At 60.7% G+C, this 22139-nt stretch carries 26 protein-coding genes and 1 pseudogene; 15 read left to right on the plus strand and 12 right to left on the minus strand.

All coding sequences use genetic code 11. From position 1 onward, the window contains the following. Positions 1-7: 7 nt before the first annotated feature. From AC1DLV_RS15745 to AC1DLV_RS15760, 4 genes are all read left to right on the plus strand, one after another. Positions 8-577 (plus strand): SGNH/GDSL hydrolase family protein, encoded by a 570-nt coding sequence (locus tag AC1DLV_RS15745; RefSeq protein WP_476836193.1) that lies wholly within the window; start codon positions 8-10, stop codon positions 575-577. Positions 578-672: 95 nt separating this feature from the next. After that, positions 673-915, plus strand: coding sequence for a hypothetical protein (locus AC1DLV_RS15750; protein ID WP_476800998.1), 243 nt, complete (start codon positions 673-675; stop codon positions 913-915). A gap of 55 nt (positions 916-970) precedes the next feature. Beyond that, the gene (locus tag AC1DLV_RS15755; RefSeq protein ID WP_476800997.1) at positions 971-1207 is read left to right on the plus strand and encodes a hypothetical protein; all 237 of its coding nucleotides are present in this window, start codon (positions 971-973) and stop codon (positions 1205-1207) included. Further along, positions 1204-1458: a hypothetical protein gene (locus AC1DLV_RS15760; protein WP_476800996.1), complete on the plus strand. Its 255-nt coding sequence runs from the start codon at positions 1204-1206 to the stop codon at positions 1456-1458. The genes AC1DLV_RS15755 and AC1DLV_RS15760 overlap by 4 nt, the downstream gene beginning before the upstream one ends. 139 nt (positions 1459-1597) lie before the next feature. Here the strand turns inward: AC1DLV_RS15760 and AC1DLV_RS15765 are convergent, their stop codons facing one another. From AC1DLV_RS15765 to AC1DLV_RS15795, 7 genes are all read right to left on the minus strand, one after another. Next, positions 1598-1978, minus strand: a complete 381-nt coding sequence (locus AC1DLV_RS15765) for a hypothetical protein (RefSeq protein ID WP_476800995.1) — start codon at positions 1976-1978, stop codon at positions 1598-1600. Positions 1979-2004: 26 nt separating this feature from the next. Continuing rightward, a complete protein-coding gene (locus tag AC1DLV_RS15770) occupies positions 2005-2499 on the minus strand; it encodes a DUF4406 domain-containing protein (protein WP_476836184.1) in 495 nt (164 codons plus the stop codon). Beyond that, complete coding sequence (locus tag AC1DLV_RS15775) at positions 2429-2635, minus strand: hypothetical protein (RefSeq protein WP_476800994.1); 207 nt, start codon at positions 2633-2635, stop codon at positions 2429-2431. The genes AC1DLV_RS15770 and AC1DLV_RS15775 overlap by 71 nt, the downstream gene beginning before the upstream one ends. Further along, positions 2632-3582 carry a recombinase RecT gene (locus tag AC1DLV_RS15780; protein WP_476800993.1) on the minus strand — a complete coding sequence of 317 codons (951 nt, stop codon included), beginning with the start codon at positions 3580-3582 and terminating at the stop codon, positions 2632-2634. Before AC1DLV_RS15780 ends, AC1DLV_RS15775 begins: the two co-directional genes overlap by 4 nt. Positions 3583-3744: 162 nt before the next feature. Then, positions 3745-4137 carry a hypothetical protein gene (locus AC1DLV_RS15785; RefSeq protein ID WP_476800992.1) on the minus strand — a complete coding sequence of 131 codons (393 nt, stop codon included), beginning with the start codon at positions 4135-4137 and terminating at the stop codon, positions 3745-3747. Beyond that, entirely contained in the window at positions 4137-5003 is an 867-nt protein-coding gene (locus tag AC1DLV_RS15790) for a PD-(D/E)XK nuclease-like domain-containing protein (protein ID WP_476800991.1), read from the minus strand. The genes AC1DLV_RS15785 and AC1DLV_RS15790 overlap by 1 nt, the downstream gene beginning before the upstream one ends. 267 nt (positions 5004-5270) lie before the next feature. Beyond that, positions 5271-5894, minus strand: a complete 624-nt coding sequence (locus tag AC1DLV_RS15795) for a helix-turn-helix domain-containing protein (protein WP_476800990.1) — start codon at positions 5892-5894, stop codon at positions 5271-5273. A gap of 195 nt (positions 5895-6089) precedes the next feature. Here AC1DLV_RS15795 and AC1DLV_RS15800 point away from each other — a divergent pair, with 195 nt between their 5' ends. The 9 genes from AC1DLV_RS15800 to AC1DLV_RS15840 all read left to right on the plus strand — a co-directional run bounded on the left by AC1DLV_RS15800 (position 6090) and on the right by AC1DLV_RS15840 (position 13351). Continuing rightward, positions 6090-6311 (plus strand): hypothetical protein, encoded by a 222-nt coding sequence (locus AC1DLV_RS15800; RefSeq protein ID WP_476800989.1) that lies wholly within the window; start codon positions 6090-6092, stop codon positions 6309-6311. A 2-nt stretch (positions 6312-6313) separates the two neighbouring features. Continuing rightward, on the plus strand, positions 6314-6523 hold the full coding sequence (locus AC1DLV_RS15805; RefSeq protein WP_476800988.1) for a hypothetical protein: 210 nt from the start codon (positions 6314-6316) through the stop codon (positions 6521-6523). Next, entirely contained in the window at positions 6520-7983 is a 1464-nt protein-coding gene (locus AC1DLV_RS15810) for a DEAD/DEAH box helicase (protein WP_476800987.1), read from the plus strand. The genes AC1DLV_RS15805 and AC1DLV_RS15810 overlap by 4 nt, the downstream gene beginning before the upstream one ends. Beyond that, the gene (locus AC1DLV_RS15815) at positions 7983-8483 is read left to right on the plus strand and encodes a hypothetical protein (RefSeq protein ID WP_476800986.1); all 501 of its coding nucleotides are present in this window, start codon (positions 7983-7985) and stop codon (positions 8481-8483) included. The genes AC1DLV_RS15810 and AC1DLV_RS15815 overlap by 1 nt, the downstream gene beginning before the upstream one ends. A gap of 65 nt (positions 8484-8548) precedes the next feature. Next, a complete protein-coding gene (gene ssb / locus AC1DLV_RS15820) occupies positions 8549-9004 on the plus strand; it encodes a single-stranded DNA-binding protein (RefSeq protein WP_476800985.1) in 456 nt (151 codons plus the stop codon). A 205-nt stretch (positions 9005-9209) separates the two neighbouring features. Beyond that, on the plus strand, positions 9210-9647 hold the full coding sequence (locus tag AC1DLV_RS15825; protein ID WP_476800984.1) for a VRR-NUC domain-containing protein: 438 nt from the start codon (positions 9210-9212) through the stop codon (positions 9645-9647). 104 nt (positions 9648-9751) lie between these two features. Then, complete coding sequence (locus tag AC1DLV_RS15830; protein ID WP_476801042.1) at positions 9752-12109, plus strand: virulence-associated E family protein; 2358 nt, start codon at positions 9752-9754, stop codon at positions 12107-12109. Between the two features lie 190 nt (positions 12110-12299). Continuing rightward, entirely contained in the window at positions 12300-13106 is an 807-nt protein-coding gene (locus tag AC1DLV_RS15835) for a glycoside hydrolase family 108 protein (RefSeq protein WP_476800983.1), read from the plus strand. Then, positions 13106-13351, plus strand: a complete 246-nt coding sequence (locus AC1DLV_RS15840; protein WP_476800982.1) for a hypothetical protein — start codon at positions 13106-13108, stop codon at positions 13349-13351. The genes AC1DLV_RS15835 and AC1DLV_RS15840 overlap by 1 nt, the downstream gene beginning before the upstream one ends. Positions 13352-13353: 2 nt before the next feature. On the opposite strand, the gene AC1DLV_RS15845 is transcribed toward AC1DLV_RS15840, so the two are convergent. After that, the gene (locus AC1DLV_RS15845) at positions 13354-14463 is read right to left on the minus strand and encodes a tyrosine-type recombinase/integrase (protein ID WP_476800981.1); all 1110 of its coding nucleotides are present in this window, start codon (positions 14461-14463) and stop codon (positions 13354-13356) included. A 177-nt stretch (positions 14464-14640) separates the two neighbouring features. Here AC1DLV_RS15845 and AC1DLV_RS15850 point away from each other — a divergent pair, with 177 nt between their 5' ends. Beyond that, positions 14641-15420: a phosphate/phosphite/phosphonate ABC transporter substrate-binding protein gene (locus tag AC1DLV_RS15850; protein ID WP_476800980.1), complete on the plus strand. Its 780-nt coding sequence runs from the start codon at positions 14641-14643 to the stop codon at positions 15418-15420. 42 nt (positions 15421-15462) lie between these two features. Here AC1DLV_RS15850 and AC1DLV_RS15855 read toward each other — a convergent pair whose 3' ends face one another. After that, entirely contained in the window at positions 15463-16491 is a 1029-nt protein-coding gene (locus AC1DLV_RS15855; protein ID WP_476800979.1) for a purine-nucleoside phosphorylase, read from the minus strand. Positions 16492-16758: 267 nt separating this feature from the next. Here AC1DLV_RS15855 and AC1DLV_RS15860 point away from each other — a divergent pair. After that, a pseudogene (locus AC1DLV_RS15860) lies at positions 16759-17721 on the plus strand (bile acid:sodium symporter family protein). A 42-nt stretch (positions 17722-17763) separates the two neighbouring features. On the opposite strand, the gene AC1DLV_RS15865 reads toward AC1DLV_RS15860, so the two are convergent. The 3 genes from AC1DLV_RS15865 to AC1DLV_RS15875 are packed head-to-tail and all read right to left on the minus strand — an operon-like array spanning position 17764 to position 22134. Further along, entirely contained in the window at positions 17764-19116 is a 1353-nt protein-coding gene (locus AC1DLV_RS15865) for a M24 family metallopeptidase (protein WP_476800978.1), read from the minus strand. Positions 19117-19124: 8 nt separating this feature from the next. Continuing rightward, entirely contained in the window at positions 19125-21698 is a 2574-nt protein-coding gene (locus AC1DLV_RS15870; RefSeq protein ID WP_476800977.1) for a GcvT family protein, read from the minus strand. Between the two features lie 52 nt (positions 21699-21750). Beyond that, entirely contained in the window at positions 21751-22134 is a 384-nt protein-coding gene (locus tag AC1DLV_RS15875; protein ID WP_476800976.1) for a RidA family protein, read from the minus strand. Positions 22135-22139 lie beyond the last annotated feature (5 nt).

Consider the following 22139-nt stretch of genomic DNA (forward strand, 5'->3'; position numbering starts at 1 on the left):
AGTCGTCATGGGTRCGAGCCTGACCACGGACACGTTCTCTAGGGGTTGGGTAGCATATCTCCAGCGTGCATTGCAGGAGGGGAAGAGAAGTCGCGTTCGGGCCTTGGCCATGGGCAAAAGCGCTCAGTCGTCCAACTGGGGCATTTCCAACATTCAGCCGGTTATTAACCTGAAGCCGAAAGTCCTGTTGATAGAATTTATTAACGACGCATATGCCCCCTACCAAAGCACGCCGCCTGAAAACATGACGCTGTCGCTATCCGCGTCTAACCTCAATGGAATCATTGATGCGGTTCAAGCCGGATCGCCCGATACCATTATCTATTTAATGACGCTGGTTAAACCTACCGCAGCTGCTAAGGCAAGTCTGTATCCGAACTTGGACAATTACGACGCGCAACTTCAATTTATAGCGGCAGCGCGCGGGGTCGGGTTTATCGATTTGAGGGGCGCCTGGGGAAACCCGGCCGATCACCCTGGAGAATACCCGGCAGACGGTGTTCATGTGTTTCTGCCTGCGCACCTGCGAGTGACCGTCCCTGTATTGAAAGGCGTACTTTCTCCACTGTTTGATTAGGTATGCAGCCGGTCTCTCGGCCGCTATGCCAGTGAACCGGTCAACCGAACGCCGCTATATTCCCGCAGAAGTTGAGGCTTTGGGGCTAGTGGAATATGGATGAAGTTGTTCGCTCGGAGATTGAAAAACTCCATGGGAGGATAAACGGGGTGCAAGAACGCGTGACAGTTCTGGAGGCGCAAAAACCTCATATCAATGCCGCCTTGCAGCGCATTCAAAATGGCGTCGACAAGCTGAACGGACACATCGTCAAGGCGATTTGGATTGTTTTCGCCATGTTCCTCGGGCTGGTATTTAAGTTTGCAATGACAGGCGGGTTCAACGTAGCGGGCATGTGAGTTCGCCCGCTCAACTGAGCGCCGGTAATTTGGGGCCTTCAATGGAGGTTCCATAATGCTGAAGGTCATTAAACGCTGGCGCACATGGCTGTTCAACACCGCCGCCGCCGCCGTCGTCGTCCTGCCGGAAATCGTCTCCGCGCTCGCCGGCTACAACTGGGGCGAGGTCGTACCGGCCAAATACATGCCGCTGGTCACGCTCACCATCATCGTCGTCAACATATGGATGCGCCCGCGTCCTGCGGTCCTTTCCAGCGACAGCGAGGCCCAGGCTAGGCGCGAGCAGTCGTGACGGCGTGGCTGTGGCGGCTTGGCGCGGCGGTCGCTGTAGCCGCTGCCCTGCTTGCTGCCGGCTATTCCAAGGGCAGGAGCGATGGCCGTTTTGCTGCCCTGAAGGACACAGTTGCGGCCTACCAGAAGCGGGGTGATATCGATGCGACCGTTCGGAATATGGATAGCGTTCGCCTGTGCCTTGAGCTTGGCGGGCTGCGCGACGAGTGCGACGAACTGCGCGGGCTGGACGGCGCCGCCGAAGGTCAGTGAGCCGGCAAGGCTGGTAGCGCAGGAGGAGCCTGTTGCTCGCTGGCTCGTCGCCACGGATCGCTACGGCCGCGCGGCTGGGTGCTGGAAATAGAAACGGCGGCACGAATGCCGCCGTCTGAATGTGAAAATCGCAACGCTACTAAGCTGCCTTGGCGGGTTTCTTGGTCTTGAGGAATGCCGGGATATCTTCGGCGTCGTCGTTCGGGGCAGGGATTTCGTCGTCGGGTGCAGGTCCGGGCTCTGGCTGCGGTGAAAGGAGCGGGTTGTTCGCCGCGACGGTTTCTATCGTGGCGTTTGCGATCACGCTCACGAGGTCGGTTACTGGCGCATCATCAACGCGGCGCGTCTTCTGCTCGGTCTTCACCTCGTCGATCTTTGCGGCTGCGAGTAGGGCGGCATAATCGCCTGTTTCGTGCGCCGTCTTAACGACGGTCAACGCCGCAAGCTGCTGGTCGAGGTCCTTGCCGATCGGCAGGAACGCCTTGATGACAATTGCAATTCCGGTCTGGTTGGTGGCCATGCTGTTTCCTTTTCGCTGGCTGGTGGTTAGACGGTGATGGAGAGTTGGTCGAACAGGATGATTTCAATTCCGCAATTGTCCGCCAAGGCGCGCTCGGCTGCTGCACCTTTCGACGCCTCCCACCCAGGCAGCAGGACGATCGCGTCGGCTTCCTCGCAAATGAATTTGCTGTAGGCGGCGAAAGCCTCTCGGATAGGGAAAACGGCGCGAGGCTGGTCGACGCCGAACTCGGCCGGGTTGTAGACGCGATGGCCGGCACTCCTAAGGCGCGCGGCAACGGAGTTGAATAGAGGGTAGTTGCTGCGCGGGTATCCTTTCATCGGACCGCTCAAGTATATGGCCCGGCCTCCGCTCGGCTTCGCCTCCACAAGCTCGGACGCGGTGAGGCCGATATCGTGATCGTCGGCTAGCATTCGGATACTCGTCATCGTTACCCCTCTCTCGCTACGATCATGGCGTCGGCAACCATGTACGCCCACTTGGCGGTCGCCGCCGCTGGTGTTCGTTGACGTTGTGCCCATTGAGTTGCATCTGGTTGGCCGCGACGTTGCCGGCGAACCAGTCGCGGAGCGTCATACCGGGAGCGCCGCCGTAGGCTTCCGTGTACTGCGCGTTCTGGATTGGGAACGCCGGCCCGCCGTTCTTAGCCGCGCTCATATGTCGTCCCCTGGCTGCTGGTCGGGGCCGTCGTATTCGACGATCTCCCCGGTTACGCGGTCATGCGGCGGTTCGTCGTCTGCCGGCTCCTGCTGCTGCTCGCGCTTCTCAGGCGTGATGTCCTTGAGCATCGCCGCTGCGGCGCCGCGCTTCTTGGTGGCCGGCAAGGCGGTGACGTTGTTCGCTGGCTCGGCCTCACCGTCGAAGTCGAAATCATCGTCGATCTGCTCGGCGGCTGAAGCGAACCGGCCGATAGCGTCGGACGATCTGGGGATGTATTTCGTGATCCTGCGGATAGCCGTCTTGCGCCACCATTCGGCGAAGTTCTTGCCGCTCTCAGGCTTGTATTGATAGGCGTTCTGGCCTTGCGCGGCGATGTTCAAGACTGCTGCCTTGCGCATGACTTCGCGGATTGCCGTGCCATCTTTCAACTTCACGATGGCATAGACTGCGATCGGCTGGCCCTGATCCTTGTCGAAGGAGGCCGGCGCGTGCTCGATCCGCTCCTCGTCACCAAGCACATATGAAAACGTGTCATGCTCATAAACGACGTGACTGACGATCGACGCGATCTCGCCAGAGTTGCGGGCGAGTTTCATCAACCCCTGAACCATCGGCTGGTAAACCGCTTGCTTCTCCCACCTGTCCTTTTCGTCCTTCTTGCTGACCTTGACGTTGCGGATCACAAGCGCGGCCTCGCGACCGTCGATGATCAGCCCGTCAGCAGCAGCCTTCATGCAGGCCGCGAACAGCGATCGAGGATTGCAGTTCATGAGGTCGGGGTTCAACTGGATCGCGGTCTGTACGGTTCGGACAAACGCATCGGGCTCGATGTGCTTGGGGAGCGTCTTAGCGAATTCCGGCTTCAGCTGGTCGATCTGCTGGCGCACCGTGAGGGGCTTATCCTGAACTGCTCTGTTATCCTGTGTAGCTAGTGCCTGAGACATCGTCGTCTTCCTTAATGAGTTCGATGGCGCGCTTGCGGAGGGTGCCGGTTGCGTATCTGGCGATGTGCCTCAAGACGCGTTGCGCTGTTTCCTGCGGTCGATCTGGGCAGCGGCGTGTAAATTTCGCCGCCGACCAGAACCGGGCTGTTAGTTCGCCGACTGTCACGCGGCAGGCGGGACCTGCGGCGTCGGTATCCCGAGCGCCTTGCAGGCCTCCTCTAGGTTTCTGGCCACATACTTGCGCTCACGTTCCTCGGCGCTCGTTTTGACCGACTTCTTGTGGTCGGACACCTGCTCGGTAGTAAGGATGCCAAGCCGAACGAGCCCGTCGAGGACGCCGCCAGTGAACCGGCAAAGGCCGTATTCCAGCACAGCCCATTTGCCGTTTGGCGCGTGCCTTCTGCCGGCGACGGTGTACTCGCCGTTTGCCAGTTCGATGAGGACAGTCGTGTCATCAACTGCCAGTACGCGGGTCGCCTTGGTGACGCGGCCCTTGCGGAGTTCCGCCCAATGAATGTGATTGATTTCCTCAATCTTGCTGATGATCACGCCCATCACGCGGCCTCATCGACCGGCGCGTCGATCTCCTGGTAGCTCCAGCGCTTGAATTGAAGCTCGGTGATCTCGCCGGAATAACCGGGCCACTCGTTGCGCTTCTGGCATTCGGCATATCTGGCGAGCGCTTTGCGGCAGATCACGCGGCCCTCGTCGACGATCGATGGCGGGAGTTCGTAGCGCGCGGTGACGAACGGATGCTTGTCTTCCCACACAAGGAACACGAAGCCATTGACGGGCTGGCCGTTGGCAACGTGGCCGTCTGTGTACCAAGGCTCCTGCGCGTGATACCCGTATTCGATCACACTGCGCGCAAAGGCTTCGGGGTGCGCGCTGCGGGACTTCTTCACGTCGACCATGATCCCATGATCGGCTCGATAGAGGTCGGGGCGCGAGCGGCAAAGGGCGCCGGTTTCCGGGTCGGTCCAATATGCTGACGTTTCAACCTGCGAATGCGAACTGACGATCAACGCATTGACCCATGCGTCGGCGTGGACGGTGTCGCGGATCACTAGCGCGTCGTCGTAGTCGCCTTGCGTGAGCAACAGGCGCTTGGTGTTCTTCGCCTCGGCAACGGCGTCTTTCCAGTTGTTGCCGCGCCGGTCCTCAGGGCCGCGCATGGCGCGTGCCTCGAACGTGTTCGGCTCAAGGATCGCCCAATGGAACGCCGTGCCTTTGTCCTTGGCGGCGGTTGCCTGGGTGCTTTCCTCTCTGGGCGCCGGGAATTTGAAGTGCCTCGGCGTCTGCTTGTAAATCGTCCAAAGGCCCGACTTGGAAATGCCGGGGCCGGAATGATAGGCGTCGTTCTCGATGTCGGCGTAGATGCCGGGGCCGATAGCCGCCAAGTCTCCAGGTACTTCGTTCATGTTGATCTCTCCAGATTTGCGAAGTGGGCGGTGGTTAAGAACACCGCCCGTATCGAAAGGGTTGGGGCTGCTTGTGTTGTTGCTGCCTCCGTATTCGTTGCGATAAACACAACACTGACGCTACGATGCTCAAATGTCAACACTGTTTTTTGATGATGCTTAATTCGCATTGCAGAGAATAAAAAACCGGCACGGAGGCCGGTAGATCGCGCCGTAAAATCGGCGCCTAAAAGGCTCGGGAATAAATACCCTAGGCAATAGGTCAGGCTATGGAATGACGGCCAGAACAGGCGTGGCCGTCTGCAATACGACCTCGCGCGTCTCGTCCTTGAATGTCACAATGCGCGCCTCGCCTGTTTTTCTGGCGCGCTCAATTCTGGCGATGATCTGCGCCCCATCTAGGAGGCGGCAAACCGAAAGCGCCCCGATCGCTGCGGGCTCCACGCTTTCTGTGTATCCGAACAGCACGACCGCATCATCCCACGGAGCGAGTGGCCCGCTCGACGCGCGAACCTGCGCCGCTATTACAGATGAGTTACTGCCGACGTGTATCGCCGCCTTGGCTCGGTCGATAACGCCTTGGGGTAGCGGTAGTGGTTGCGTCAGTCTTTCGATTATGCCGTCGCCTCCTATGGTGGCGGCCAGTAGAATGCGTGTGGGTATTCCCTCGGTGTCTAGAGCCACGCCTGCGTGGCTTAAGACCTCGCTGACCGGCGCTCCGAGAAAACGCGCGATCAAAGTTGCCTCTTCCATTCTCATTCTCCGTTTGCCTGCCAGCATGCGGGAGACTGCGGAAGGGTCTAGTTCCATATGCCGCGCCAACCCTCGCAGGGATTGGTTTTTATTCTCCAGCTGCTGGAAGAACCAACCCTGATCGATGGGTGCCTGCATAATCATTAACTCCTGACGCTGCGGCAACAAATGCCGCCCGAATTAAAAACCCCGTGCTGTTAATGCCACGATTGTTGCGGAAGTTGCAACAAATCTCGCATCAACCGTTTGGTGTAGTTAACGCAACATTCTTATTGACGATGCGATAAGCGCAACGTATGTTGCGTTAACCACATCGATTAAGGATAACGGCGAGTGAACGAACCCCGTAAAACGCCATGGCAAAAGGTCCACGCGAAGTTTGGCGTCAATTCGGCCTGCCTTGCGCGGATGCTCCGTCGCCACCGCTCCAAGATTAGCCGCGCTCTGAAGGACGACAAGGGTTTGATCAGCGGCCGCGACCAGGAACTGATCTTGGCGGTCGGCGTGGAACATGGGGTCGAGATCACCCCGAACGACCTGACGCCGAGCGCCTGACCATGGCGGCGCGCGCGCTCACCATTAAGGATCAGGCCGATTTCCTCCGCTCTCTCGTTACACGGACGAGGCTGCGGGATGGGGCGACATCGACGGAAACGCTGATCGTCCTGTCGCCCGACGACGCCGAAGCCTTCGACCTGCTGGCGATGCGCCTGGAGCGCATGGCGCCATTCGAAACCCAGATCAAGCGCATGGTGACGGGCAAGTGATCGTCCTGCGTGATGACCAGGAGGCCGTTCGGACCAAGCTCCGCGTTGCGCTGCGTTCGCATGGTTCGGTGCTGGCTTATGCGCCGACAGGGTTCGGCAAGACCGTTCTGGCCTCGGCGCTGATCAAGCTGATCGCCGATGCTGGCAAGCGCGTGATTTTCGCCGTGCACCGCATTGCGCTGCTGAAGCAGACGGCGGTCACGCTCGACGGCTTCGATATCCCGTACTCGTATATCGCGGCCGGCTACCACCACAACATCTACCGCAAGGTGCAGATCGCCTCGATCGATACGCTGAAGAACCGCCTCGGAAAGTATCCTGCCGACTATCTGTTCATCGACGAGGCGCACCTGTCTGCGTCCCCAGGTTGGGCCGCTGTCGTGGCTTACTATAAGTCGACCGGCACCAAGATCATCGGCCTGTCAGGGTCGCCTATCCGTCTGGACGGCAAGCCGCTGGGTGACGTGTGGGATGATATGGTCATGGGGCCGTCGCCCCGCTGGCTTATCGAGAACGGCTTCCTCTCCAAATACCGTGCGTTCTCGCCGAAGGGCATCGATCTGTCGGGGCTGCATACGCGCAACGGCGATTACATCGGCTCGGAGCTTGATGACCTCATTGCCGGCAAAGCCGTGATGTCAGGCGCGGTGCGGCACTGGCGGAAGTTTGCGCCGGGTAAACGAACGATCGCCTTTGCCCCGTCAGTGAAGCGGGCCGAAGAACTCGCCGCCGAGTTCCGTGCCAGTGGCGAACTGTTCATCGCGCTCGACGGCAACACGCCCCAGGTGGATCGCGACAAGGCATTCCTCGCGCTGGCCGATCGCCAGATCAGCGGTCTCGTGAACTGCAACCTGTTCAGCGAGGGTTTCGATATGTCCGCCCAGGTAGGGCGCGACGTGCCGATCGAATGTGTCCTCGATCTCTACCCGACGCAATCTCTGGCGCGGCATCTCCAGAAGCATGGTCGCGGCCTACGACGTAAGCCTGAGCCGGCCATCCTGCTCGACCTCGTCGGCGGTTTCGCCCGCAATGGCCTACCGGATGATGACCGCGAATGGTCGCTGGATGGTGTGGCTAAGGCGAAGAAGGGCGGCGAGGAAGCCTGCCGGACATGCCCGAAGTGTTACGCCTCCCATGCGCCCGGCCCGAAATGCCCCGACTGCGGCCACGTCTACGAGGTGTCCGCCAGCCCGCGCAAGGTCGAGGAGATCGACGGCGAGCTTGAGGAAATCGATATCGAGGCGGTGCGGCGCGCGAAGAAAATCGAGCACGACAAGATGGCCCGCGATCTGGCCGACAAACTCATTCGCGGCGCCGATCTGAAAGACCCGTCTCTCCAGAGGGAGGTGGACTACCTCCTGAAGTCCTCGACGGCGCGGCAGTCAAAATCTCCCGAGAAATGGGCGGCGCACGTGATCAGTGCGCGACTTCAGAAGCGAGACGAAAGGCGGGCAGGATAATGGGGCTCAAGCACTCACACGGCTGGCGGGGTGATCCCGCTGGCGAGCTTAAAACAGGCATCAGGCGGGACTACGTTAGCAACGCGATGGCCACGTATAGCGATGGCGTCTTGGATAGCGTCGGCGTCTCCGCACCCGCGCCCACGCCCGCCGAAACGGTTGACCTGAGCAAACTCGCAATTCCATGCCCCTGCTGCAAGCAGCCTGTTCGCTCGCCTGCCGTGGAAATCGTGGTCGAAAACTTCGGCATTAGCGAATTCGAGGCGCGCATTCTTGCCGCGATCTGGCGGGGCAAGGGCAGACCGGTCCAAACCGAACGCATCTTTGACGCCATGTATGCCGACGATCCTGACGGGGGGCCGTCCCACACTAAAATGTATCAGGCGTTCAAGTTCGGCCTTCACCGGCTGCGCAGTCGCCTCAATGGTTCCGGCGTTCAGATTGAAAACGTCGGCTATCGCCGGGGGTTCCGGCTTTTGCTTAAGGAGAACGCTCAATGAAACTGTTTTGGAAATTGGTGATCGGCGCGGGCAATGACCTGCTCCGTTTGGCGGGGGCGCGATAGATGGCGGGCTCTGTGAACAAGGTAATTCTAGTCGGCAATCTCGGCGCCGACCCTGAAGTCCGCCGCCTCAATAACGGCAACCCTGTCGTCAATCTGCGCATTGCGACATCGGAAAGCTGGCGCGACAAGAACTCGGGCGAGCGCAAGGAAAAGACCGAGTGGCATCAGGTGGTGATTTTCAATGAGGGGCTTACGAAGATCGCCGAGCAGTACCTGAAGAAAGGCGCGAAGGTTTTCATCGAAGGCCAGTTGCAAACCCGCAAGTGGGAGAAGGACGGCGTCGAGCGCTACACGACCGAAATCGTTCTGCAGAACTTCCGTGGTGAATTGCAGATGCTCGACAGTCGCGGACAGGGCGACGGCGGCGGCGGTCGCGCGTCTGATCCTGGCGAGGGCGCCGGCAGCGATGCTGGCGGTCGCTCGCAGGATCAGATCGACGACGAAATTCCGTTCTAACGGGGAGGTTCGGCGATGAAACTGTTCATGATCCTATACGTCGCGAATGGCATAGGCGGGACGTGGGGGCCTCTGCCATACGATATGGATGAGTGCCTTGCGCGCGCCGTTGAAGGGAATGCCAAGGTGAAATCTCACGAGCATACAAAGCTTTGGGAATTCTCTTGCGAACTCCGCGCCGTTCGTCCTCAGCTTGGCGAGCGCGATGTCAGAAGCTGATTTCATGCGGCGCTGCATGAAGCGCGCGACCGATCTCGGGGCGAGGCTGTTCCGCATGAACATCGGCCTAGCCTGGGTGGGCGATGTCACGAAAAATCGTGACGGCTCGATCACCATTCGCAACCCGCGACCTTTCAGGTCTGGCGTGAAGGGTATGTCCGACCTTATTGGCTGGACGCCAGTCGTCATCACGCCTGACATGGTCGGCAAGACCGTCGCAGTCTACGCGGCGGTCGAGACAAAATCGGCGCGCGGCGGAGCTTTTGAGGATCAAAAGAACTTCGTTTCCGCTGTCCACAGGGCAGGCGGCAAGGCTGGGATTGCCAAGGTCGACGAGGATTTAGACGCTATCTTGCGTGGCGGTCTTTTCGATGCCCAATGTGTTGACAAAATCACTACAGTTGTCCACAGTGCGGGGCATTGATCCTCCCAGATCGCACTATTAGCCGGCCCTTCGGGGCCGGTTTTTTCTTGCAATGACTGTTGCGGTGTGTTGTGGTTAACGCAACACTGATTTGGGAAATCATAATGTCAGAAATCGATCGTCTTCGCCGGGAAGTGTCCTTATCGGACACCGCTGCCGGCTATGGCGTGGCGCTCCAGGCGAATGGCAAAGAGTGGGAAGGCTGCTGCCCGTTCCATGCCGACGATACGCCGTCGTTCACGATCTTTACTGGCAACGATCACAACGAGCGGTTCCATTGCTTCGGCTGCGGCGCTGCCGGCGATGTCGTCGACTTCGTCCAGAAGATCAAGAATGTCAGCGCCAGAGAGGCAATCAAAATCCTCGGCGGCGGCTCTGCCGGCCCGAACATCGTGCCGAAGCGCATTGAAGTCGTCGACATCTACGCGCGCATTCTGCCGCTTCCGGCTCCGCGAGAGATCGAAGTCGGTAAGCGCATCAAGGTCTACAACCCGAAGCGCGCCGGCCATGAATGGGAGTGGGGCAGCTTCACGCCCTCCATGGTGTTCCCGTATTTCAACGCCGATGGCTCGTCGCTGGGCTATGTGCTGCGCCGGGAGTTCGACGATGGGCGCAAAGAAACGCCAATGGTCTGCTGGGTCCGCATGCCGACTGGCGACGAGTGTTGGTCGCGGTTCCCGTTTCCCAAGCCTCGCCCGCTCTACATAGGGGGCGGCAATCCTTCGCTTCGCGACGGGCAGATCGTCATCGTTGAGGGCGAGAAGTGCGCCGACGCCATGGTGGCCGGCTCCTATAGACAAGCCGTCTCATGGGCGGGCGGCACGTTCGGCATCAGGCATACTGACTGGTCGCCGCTGGCGGGCCGCTCCGTGATCATCTGGCCCGATGCTGACGGGCCTGGGGTGAAGACTGCCGGCGAGATCGCGGCGCTGCTGGTGGGCCTCGGCTGCTCGGTGAAGGTGCTCGACGTGTCGGGTGATCTCCCGAAGGGCTTCGATGTGGCGGACGCCGTTCGCGATGGCTGGAGCAAGCAGCAGATCGACGAGTTCATGAAGGAGCGCGTTCGTATCTGGTCGCCCGAGCCAGAGCCTGAGCCGACGCCCGCGCCGGAACCGGCGCCGATGGCCGCGCCTACCGCGCCCAGCCGTACCGTCGTGCAGGCCAAGACGACGCAGCAGGAGCAACCTCAGTCGGCGACCGTCACCAACATACAGACGCGTGTGACGGTCAAGGCTGACGACGCGTGGCAAGTCGACCTCGTGTTCAAGGAAGACGGGCAACCCAAGCCGGGTGTCGCGAAAAACTGGATGCTGTTCCTTGAGAACCATCCGAAGATGCGGGGCGTGTTCGGCTTCGACGCATTCAAAATGAACATCATGCTGATGCGCTGCCCGCCGTGGGAAGACGCTGGCGCGCACTGGGAGCCGCGCACGCTCCGAGATACCGACTACGCCAACGCGGCGATGTGGCTGGAGGGGATGCACTTCACGCCGAAGTCGACGACGATCCAGCCTGTTGTTTCCGCCGTCGCTGAGAAATACCAGTTCGATCGGCTGCGCGAGTACCTTGACGGCTTGGTGTGGGACGGCAAACCCAGGATAAGGCGCTGGCTTGTGACACATCTCGGGTGCGTCGACACGAACTATAACGCCGCTGTCGGCATGCGCTTTCTGATCTCGGCGGTAGCTCGCGGCCTGGAGCCGGGCTGCAAGGTCGACACGATGCCGATCCTTGAAGGACCGCAAGGCGCGATGAAGTCGACCGTGTTGCGCGACCTGTTCGGGAAGTCGTTCTTCACCGACGAGCTTTCCGACATCGGCTCCAAGGATGCCATGATGGAAATGGCCGGCGTGTGGGGGATCGAGGTCGCGGAAATGCACCGCTTCAACGCCTCGGAAACGAACGCGGTGAAGAAGTTCCTCACCCGGCAGGTGGACAGATACCGCCCGCCATATGGCCGATCGGTGATTGAGGTTCCGCGCCGCGTTGTTCTGGCCGGCACGATCAACCCAGAGGGCTCGAACTACCTCAAAGACCCGACCGGCGCGCGCCGCTTCTGGCCGGTGGTTGTCGGCAAAATCGATTTCGACGCGGTATGCCGTGACCGAGATCAGCTATGGGCTGAAGCCGTCATCGAGTTCCGCAAGAATACGCCTCACTGGATACAGCCGGATGAAGCCGCCGACGTTGTGGCGGAGCAGATGCGCCGCACAGACGTCGACGTATGGACCGATGCGATTGCCGATCTCGCAAAGACGCGGTCGGCCGTCTATCAGAGCGAAATCCTGAAAGACCTGGGCATCCCCCTGAAGGATGCAAATGACCGCCACGCCGCGCGCATCGGCCGCGTGATGAAGAACCTCGGCTGGGAGATGGAGCGCGACCGCACCGCTGGCGAGGATCGAGTGAAGTTCACAAGGCCGACATTGTTCGATCAGGAAAAAGAAACCCTCGACTGGTGAGGTCGAGGGTTCCGGCCTTGCCTGATTTCACCGCCACAGCCACAAGCCTCCGGGGAGCGGTGCCTTTCCTCAAGGGTGATCAGCGCGGATTAGTCCTGGCCTCTCGGACTTCGGAGTACCCCCTTCGGCGTGTTGCGATAGTCGCATGAGTGTGGCATAAATCGCAACATAAATTTAACAGGGGCTAAACATGGCAAAAGGCAATCTCCCGGCGTGTCTGCCGATCACTCTCTCGCATGAAGGCGGGTATACGAATGACCGTCGTGACCCTGGAAACTGGACGGGTGGCAAGGTCGGCGTTGGAACCCTGAAGGGTACCAAATACGGCGTTGCGGCGAACACCTATCCTAATTTGGACATCAAAAACCTGACGCTCGAAAGCGTGACGCCGATCTACCGCGACGGCTACTGGACGCCGATCCGGGGCGAAGACCTCCCGTATGGTGTCGACCTTGCCACGCTCGACTACGGCGTTAACTCGGGGTCGGGGCGGGCTGTGAAGCACCTCCAGGCTGTTGCTGGCGTGAAGCAGGACGGCAAGGTCGGGGCTGAAACGCTCAAGGCGCTGATCGTCGTCGGCGGCAAGCCCGCCATACAGAGGCTTTGCGCCAAGCGCCTGAGCTTCGTGCAGGGTCTGTCGACGTTCAAGGTGTTCGGCAAGGGCTGGTCGCGGCGCATCGCCGATGTCGAGGCGCGGGCGGTTGCGATGTGGCTGTCGAACCGTGCCGTACCTTGGAAGGTCGATGTTCCTGCCATCCTGAAGGATGAGGCCGCGAAAGCTGAGGCGAAGGCCAAGGATCAGAACAAGGCTGGCGGCGCGTCGGCTGGCGGTGGCGCCGTCGTCGGTGGCGCTGACTTGGCCACGAATAGCCTGGGCTGGGTTGCTCTCGTCGTCGTGGTGGTGGCTGTGGCGGTCGCTGTCGGCGTGCTGGTGAAGGCGCGCCAGAACAAGGAACGCGCTGATGCCTACGCTCGCGTGGCGGGCGAGGTGGCGTGATGGATGAAATCAAGCGCTCCTATTATCGCATCAGGTTCCCGGCGAAGGCCGGGAGCTACGGCGAATTCTACTCGTCCAACAATGGCACCGACAGGTGGAGCGATCTTGCGAAGGTGAAGGCTCTGCTGATGCGCGGTCAACCGAAGGGTTACAAAGGACGCTTCCTTGAACCCTTTGTCGGCTACGAGATTGTGAAGACTACCGAAACGGTAAAGCTCTTCCATGAGGTTATCACGCTGGCGTGACGTTACTTCCGTGGTCTGCCGCGAGGACGATCCCGACGCGCCTCTGATAATGCCGGGGTAGTGACGGCGTCGAGCCATTTCCAGCCCTCGTACTTGTCGCCGCTCTGGCGGATATGGGTGTACCGCTTCAGGTTCTGCCATGACCGATGCCCGCTGACGGCGGCGACGTGCGGAATGTTTAAGCCCATCTCAAACAGGCGCGACACGCCTTCGTGGCGGAGGTCGTGAAACCTTAGATCGCCAAGACTAAGAAGCTCCCTTGCGTCCCTGAACGTCGTGCCGATCGTGGCGGCGAGGTACGGAAAAATCTGCTCGGCGGTTCGCGGCATCGACTGAATGATCTTCAGCGCCGGCTCTGGCAGATCGCACCACACGTCGTTACCGGATTTCTCCGAAGGGTCTTTCATGTCGCGGACGAGAACGCGCGAATGCTTCTCGTCCAGATCGGCCCATGTGATCCTCGTGATTTCCTCCTGGCGGCGGGTGGAGAAAAGCGCGAACGCGACGATCTTGGCCATCGGCAGCGCGTCCGCCTTCCTGCCGGCAAACAGGGTCATCAGCTTATCAAGCTCGTCCATCGTCGGGCGCCGGTCCCTGCGAGTTGACCGGCCAATGATCCCGAGCCGCGTCAACACGATGCGCGCCGCCCGTATCGCCTCGGGGTCGAGCGGGATGTCCCATGCGGGGCCGGCGACCGAGACAACGGCGCCGAAGTGCGAAATGTAATTCCCGACCGTTGACGGCGACTTGTCGGCCGCAAGCTCCTGGGCGAACTTAACGATCTCCTGCGATGTAACCGACGAGCAGGGCAGCTTCGCAAAGTCGTATTTTTTGATCGAGTTGAGGACTTGCGCGTTCGTGCGACCGATCTCTTTGCGGCTCTCCTTGGTGTACATGTCGATCGCCTGGGCAACCGTGATGGACGACTGCGGCTTGTCGGGGCCTTGCTCGCGAAGTTGCGTCTCTCGCTTTGCAATCCACGCCGACGCGGCTGCTCGCCGATCGAAGGTCTTGGCTTCGCGGTGGATGATCTCTCCAGATTTCTTTAGAAGGATTTGTGCGGTATATCCGGTCGTCCCGCCCTTGCGTTTGCGTGCTACGATTGTTCCCATGGTACGACATCCTCCCCACCAAGTACGAATATGTCGTACCCGCAAAAATGAAATGAGTAAAGACGGGCGGGAATAGCAACGGATCGCAACGCAAATCACAACACAGAAGCCGCTAAAAGTTTATCGTTGAAAAAAATGTGTAGTGAAAACAGCAACGTACTAATTGCCGCGTTGCCGATGTATGACTGGCCTGAAATGCGCGACGAGGTCGATGCGCAATGGGTAAAGCTGCGAACGACGATCCGCCGGGCTGGTATCGAAGCGCCGGAAAACCTGGCCCGACGCAATGGCGATTTGCCGGCGATACCGGGCGGCATTCGTGACGCGTCAGGCGCGGAGATCGCACCCGATCCAGCGACGCTGCCACCGGACGAGCTCGATCTGCCGACATTGTGGCGGCATCCCAAACTGCTGTTGGGGCAGACTTGCTGGGGCCCTATGGAAACGACCGGCCTTGCCGCGCATGTGCGAGTGCTGGGGCAACCAAATTATGACGGCATCGAAGGCGGACGCGGCGAGTTTTATTCGAGCGCCATTGTGATCCGGCGCGGAGCAATCACCGCCGACCATGCGCACGCGCCGGAGGGTGATGCGCCACTCATCCCGCTCGACCTGATCCGCGGCAAGCGCTTTGCCTTCAACAGCCACGATTCGATGTCGGGCTTCATTGGCATTTCACGCGATCTTGCCGCCATGGGCGAAGGACTGCGGCTGTTTTCCGAACGCATCGAAAGCGGAGGCCACCGCGCTTCTATCGTCGCCATCGCCGAAGGCCGGGCTGACGTCGCGACAATCGACTGCCAAAGCTGGGCGCTGGCGCAGCGCTTCGAGCCGGCTACAAGGGATGTGATGGTGGTTGGCTGGACCGGCAAGCGCAAGGGTTTGCCCTATATCACGGCCCTAGGCTCGCCGGCGGCTTCGATGGCGTCGTTGAACGCTGCTATGGCTAGACTCTGAGCGAAGCAGGCGGCCTGGGCCGCCCGCTTTTCCGGACGCGGCTTAGTTGGCCGGAACGCCCTTTTCCCATGCCGTCCAATTGTCGATGACTGCATCGGCGAAGGCCGAGCCGACCCGATAAGCGTTGGTGGCGGCTGGCCCGAAACCGCCTGATTTTGCGCTTAGCGAATCGATGGCGCTGACCCCTGTTGGCTCGCGGTCGAAGTTCGACGCTGTGCGCAGCAAGGCGATGCGGTCGAAGTCGAGCAAGCCGGCATCAGCCCCGCGGCGCAACGCGGTTAGCGAGGCATTATCCTCCATCTGGGTCGTGCAGTAGTTTCCCTTGCCTTCGGTCAGTAGGGACACCCAGTCGCCCATGCTTTTGGCGGTCATGGAGCCATGCCAGTAGGTGTCGGTGGACAGCGTGTCACAGATGCTTACACTTGGGGCAGCATTTGCGGGTGCAGTCACGTAGGCCACGCGGTAGGCTTTTGCTTCGGGGCTGTCGGCAAGCTCGACGCTGCTGGTCAGGGCAAATGCCTTTTGCAGAAGCTGCTCGTTGAGTTGGTAAACCTCGGTTGCCGATCCCCAGCTTGGCTTTTCGCCAGGGCGCTTGGCTCCGAGCCCAACCACTCCATCTGGCCAATCGGCGGGAATCTGGCGCGGATCGATTTCGTGGCGGAGGCCAGCATCGACGGCATAACGCGCCCAATGCGCCGAACCCAGCGTGCCATCTGTCGGATCAACGCCGGCAATGCCGGCGATCACAATGTAGCTCTGCTTGAGGTCGACAAGACCGGCGTAGATGAGCGCCGAAACCGAGCTTGCCGCATTGGCATAGCCCATCGCAGTCGTCATGACGCACAGGCCGGCTGCGTCGCAGGCGAGTTCAGGATACTCCTTGGCAAAGCCCGGAATTCTTAGTTTGGTCTCGATCTTGCGGCCCTCGATCCACGGTTTTGCCTCGCCTCCAAACATCGTTATGACCAGCACTTTGGGCGCCAGCGGCTGTGCTGACGCAACTGGCATGTTCGAGGTGAAGCCCGCGGCAAGGGCGAGGACTGAAAGGCCAATCCGAAGGGTATGCGTCATATGCGGTCCGATCTGGTGAAGGAAAGTGGCGACGTTGCAGGGTCGCTTTCACTATCAGTACAAGGTGCAGCGGAAGCCACTTGCCAAAGACCCTGTCCACACCAAATCTGATCGGGCGCTTCAAACGACGTAACGTTATCGCAAAAAGCTCGCAACGAGCGCTTTTGGGTTGCCAATCTGTCAATTTGGCGGGACAAGCGCGCAACTTTCTGTCGCGCCTGTCGACGAGAGAGTCCTCCCCAAGAAGAATCCTCCCAAGGACCTGTCGTGAAAACAATTGCTGCATTTTCAAATTTCATCGGCCGCAGTTTCGCCATCTGGGTGATCGTGTTCGCCGTCCTCGGCTTCGTGCTGCCGTCGACCTTCAGCATCTTTGCGCCGTGAATCGTGGTGCTGCTCGGCATCATCATGTTTGGCATGGGACTGACCATTTCGGCCAAGGATTTCTCCGAAGTCGCGCGCCGTCCATTCGACGTCGCCATCGGCGTGCTCGGCCAGTTCATCATCATGCCGTTGCTTGCTGTCTTCCTTACGAAAATCATCCCGATGTCGCCGGAAGTGGCCGCAGGCGTCATTCTTGTCGGCTGCTGCCCCGGCGGTACCGCCAGCAACGTCATGACCTATCTCGGCAAGGGCGACGTCGCGTTGAGCGTTGCCTGCACCAGCGTGACCACGCTGCTTGCGCCCGTTGTCACGCCGTTCCTGGTGTGGATGTTCGCCAGCCAATACCTGCCGGTCGACGCGATGAGCATGTTCCTGTCGATCGTCAAGGTGATCCTGGTGCCGTTGGCGGCCGGCTTCATTCTGCAGAAGTTCGCACCTTCGCTGGTCAAGGCGGCCGTGCCGATGCTGCCGCTGGTCAGCGTCGCCGGCATCGTGTTGATCGTCTCGGCGGTCGTGGCGGTCAACAAGGCCGCCATCAGCCAGTCCGGCCTGCTGATCTTCGCCGTGGTCGTGTTGCACAACGGTTTTGGCTTGCTTCTCGGCTACTTCGCCGCGCGCGCGGCCGGGCTGTCGCTCGCCAAGCGCAAGGCGATCGCCATCGAGGTCGGCATGCAGAACAGCGGCCTGGGCGCAGCCCTTGCCAACGCGCATTTCTCGCCTCTGGCGGCTGTGCCGAGCGCCGTATTCAGCGTCTGGCACAATATTTCGGGTGCGCTCGTGGCGAACTATTTTTCGCGGATGGAAGATCCTGAAGCGGCGCCCAAAACCGTGGTGCAGAAGGCGTAAGTCGCATCCTTCGAGAAACGCCGGGGTTCGCTCCGGCGTTTTTCATTTGCCAAGCAGCCGTTTGTCGAGCGGATAGCTCGAAAGCTGCTGGTTGCCGGTCTCGGTGATGAGGATCTGCTCCTCGATCTTGACGCCCTCGTGCCCGCCAAGGCGGCCGATATAACTCTCCACGCATAGCACCATGCCCGGCTCAAGCACGCCGTCAGGCGTATCGGCGGTCCAGTCTGCGGCATGCGGCAGGGTCGGGTATTCGTCGGCAAGGCCAACGCCGTGATAGAGCACACCGTAGCGTGCTGGAAAACAGTCAGGCGGCGGCACGGCCGAGCGCTCGACCAATTCCTTGAAGCTAATGCCCGGCTGCATCAGCGCGGTGTTGTGGGCGATCTGATCGGCAGCGATACAGTAGAGATCACGCTGCTCACTCGACGGCTGGCCGTCGCCGCACAGCCATGTGCGCGACAGGTCCGCACAGAAGCCGTAGGGGCCGATGAGGTCGGTGTCGAAGGCGACGAGATCGCCTGACGCAATGACGCGTGAGGAGCATTCTTGAAACCACGGATTGGTGCGTGGCCCCGAAGACAAAAGCCGTGTTTCGATCCATTCGCCGCCGCGCGCAATGTTGCCGCGGTGCAGTTCGGCCCATAGTTCGTTTTCCGAAATGCTGGGCCGGAGCGCTGCCTCCATTTCACCCATCGCCGCTTCGCAGGCGACGATGGCGCGGCGCATGCATATGATCTCGTCCGCCGACTTGATCAGCCGCGCGTTCTCCATCACCGCTTCGCCATTGCTGATGGAAATGCCGAGTCTGGCGAGTGCGTCGACTCCCTCGTGATCGAGATGGTCGACGGCGATGCGGCGATTGCCGCCGCCATGCTCGCGGACGAGGTCGGCGATGCCTTCGGCCCAGCGGCGCACTTTCAAATCGGTCAGTTCGCCGCTGTAGAGATACATCCATGACACCGCCGGACGAACCTCGTCGACGACGCCAGAATGATCGGACAGGTGCTCGCAGGAGAAATAGTCAAACAGCACCACCGGCCCGTCGGTGGCAACGAAGCAGTGGCGAGTCGGGTTGTGCGCGACCCACAGCTGCATGTTGGTGGAGTCGGTGGCGTAGCGGATGTTGACGGGATCGTAGAGCAGGGCGCCGGCATAGCCGCGCCGCCTGAGTTCGGCGCGGATGCGATCGAGACGATAGCGGCGCATGGTCGGCAGGTCGGGCGCCGGAATGCCGGCTGCCGCCCATTCGGCTTCGGCGACGGCACCATAGCCCAGCACATGCTGGTTGAGCGATGCAGCCTTGTTGCGCGCTTCGTCGCGCAACTGTTCGACCGAACCCGGCTCAAAAGGCATGATCTTGCGGCGCCCGAAATTGCCTTTCGAGGAGGTGTCCATCAGCGAATCTACCCCCGCATCTTCTCGCCCGAGGGATCGAATGGCGGTTCGATGTTGATGCGGGCGGGAAGCCGGCGCCCGAGGATTTCGATCTCGAACAGGCCGTCTGCATCGTTCTCGGCAAGTGCGGCCGGCACATATCCCTGGGCCATCGATTTCTCGACGTAGTGGGCGTAGCCGCCTGAGGTGACCCAGCCGACAACGCGCCAGTCGCCATCAACGATGCCACGCACCGCCGATGCGCCGTCGGCTGCGGTCGAGCCGCGAACCTCCTTGCCGCTTTCGTCGAAGCGCGGCGCGCCATAGCCATGCGGCTTTTCGATCGTGCCATAATCCTTGGCGCCGACCTTGGCCCAGATCGGCTCGTCGCCCATGACGTCGGCATCATGTGCATCGACATAGAACGAGACGCGACGCAGCTTCGGCCCTTCGGCATGTTCCTTGGCGGCTGCCTCGCGGCCGATGAAGTCGTTTTTCTCAAGCTTGATGAAGCGATCCATCGCGCCTTCGAACGGTCCGTAGATCGGCCGCAACTCTCGGAACCAGGTCGGGAAGTTTTTCTCAAGCCGCATGGACAAAAGCGCCCGCATGCCGAAATCGACGATGCCGAACTCTTCGCCCGCCTCCTTGATCGCCTTGTAGACGAGGCGCTGGTAAGCCGGCGCCATCCAGATCTCGTAGCCGAGGTCGCCGGTATAGGTGATGCGGTTGACCATGCAGGGCGCGCCGCCGACCGCCATCTCGCGAAAATCCATGAAGCGGAAGGCCTTGGAGGAAACGTCTACGTCGACCAGCTTGGCAAGCAGTGCCTGCGACTTGGGGCCAGCGATGGAGAGGCCGACAAGTGTCTGGTCGAAGCGGTGAATGCGCACCGAACCATCCTTGGGCAGGTGCTTTTCGAACCAGCGCATGTGGTATTTCTGCGCCGCCGACGAACCCCAGATCATGAATTTGTCGTCGCCTGATTTGGCGATGGTGAAATCGCCGATCAGCCTGCCGAATTCGTTGAGCATCGGCGTCAACACGATGCGGCCCTTCTTCGGCATGCGGTTGGTCATCAGCCGGTTGAGGAAATCCTCCGATGCAGGACCAGTCACCTCGTATTTGGCGAAGTTGGCGATCTCGGTGACACCGACGCGTTCGCGGGTGGCACGGACCTCATTGCCGATATGCTCGAAATCGTTGGAGCGGTGGAACGAGACGATGTCCTTGGGCTCGGTACCCTTTGGCGCGAACCACAGCGGCGTCTCCAGGCCCCAGCTGTCGCCCATGACGGCGTTGTTGGCCACCATCGTGTCATAGAGCGGCGTGGTTTGTGCCGGGCGCGCGGCCGGCAGCTCTTCGTTGGGGAAGCGGATCGAAAAGCGGCGCGAATAATTCTCGCGCACCTTGGCGTTGGTGTAACGCAGGCTCGCCCACTCGCCCCAGCGCGCGACATCCATGCCCCAGACGTCGAAGCCGGGATCGCCGTTGACCATCCAGTTGGACAGCGCAAGCCCGACGCCGCCGCCTTGCGAAAACCCGGCCATGACCGCGCAGGCGCACCAGAAATTGGTCAGGCCCTGGACCGGGCCGACAAGCGGGTTGCCGTCAGGCGCGAAGGTAAATGGCCCGTTGATGACCTGCTTGATGCCGGCATTCGCAATGCCAGGGAAGTGCTGGAAGGCAACTTCAAGCGAAGGGGCGATGCGGTCGAGGTCGGGCGCGAGCAGCTCGTGGCCGAAATCCCACGGCGTGTTGACCGGCGACCACGGCTTGCAGGCCTTCTCATACGTGCCAAGCAGGATGCCGTTGCGCTCCTGACGCGTGTAGATCTCGCCCTTGAAATCGAGCACGCCGATCATCTCGCGGCCAGTTTCCTTGTTGAAGGCTTCGACCTCGGGCATCGGCTCGGTCAGCAGGTACATATGCTCCATGGCCAGCACCGGCAGCTCGACGCCGACCATGCGGCCGATCTCGCGCGCCCACAGGCCACCGCAGTTGACGACATGCTCGGCTCTGACGGTCCCCTGTTCGGTGATGACGTTCCAAGTGCCGTCGGGGTCCTGCGTCAGTTCCTTGACCGGATTGCGCAGCACGATCTCTGCACCCAGCTTCTTCGCCGCCTTAGCATAGGCATGCGTCGTGCCGGATGGATCGAGATGGCCTTCGACAGGGTCCCACATGGCGCCGACGAAATGCTTTTCGTCCATCAACGGGAACATCTTCTTGGCCTCGGACGGGGTGATCAGCTCGGTGTCCATGCCGAGATAGCGGCCCTTGGCGTGCGCCAGGCGCAAGAAATCCATGCGCTCCGGGCTATCGGCGAGCATCACGCCGCCGGTGAGGTGCAGCGAGCAGGACTGGCCCGAAAGCTCCTCGATCTCCTTGTAGAGCTGGACGGTGTAGGCCTGCAGCTTGGCAACGTTGGGGTCGCCGTTCAGCGTGTGGAAACCGCCGGCGGCATGCCAGGACGAGCCGGAAGTGAGTTCCGAGCGCTCGATCAGCATGACGTCGGTCCAGCCGGCGCGGGTGAGGTGGAACAACACCGAGCAGCCAACCACGCCGCCGCCGATGACAACCGCTTTCACATGGGATTTCATGAAGTTATGTCCAGTTGCGCGTAAATTGAGTCAAGTGAGGTGATCTGTGGGTTCAGGCGCTTGCCACGCCTTCGATTTCGAGAAGCCAAGCCTCGTCGAAGATGCCAGCGATGATCACCGACATCGCGATCTTGCGGTCGCCGAGCACTTCGGCGCGGATGCGGCGGTTGTCGAGCGCATGAGCGCGGCTGGAAAGAAAGATCGTCACCTTGACCAGATTGTCGAGGTTCATCCCGGCTGCGTGCAGCTGCGCTTCGACATTGCGCCAAGCTAGCCAGCACTGGCTGTCGAAATCGTCAGGAACCGAGCCGTCCTTGGCGACCGGAATCTGGCCGCTGATGTAAAGCGTGCGCGAATTGTTGGTCACCTCGATCGCCTGGGCGTAGCCACCGGCGGGCATGGGGGCATCTGGCGAGTTGATCTCTCGTTTGTGCATGGAAA

It is taken from the genome of Aminobacter sp. 01T433 (assembly GCF_056398585.1).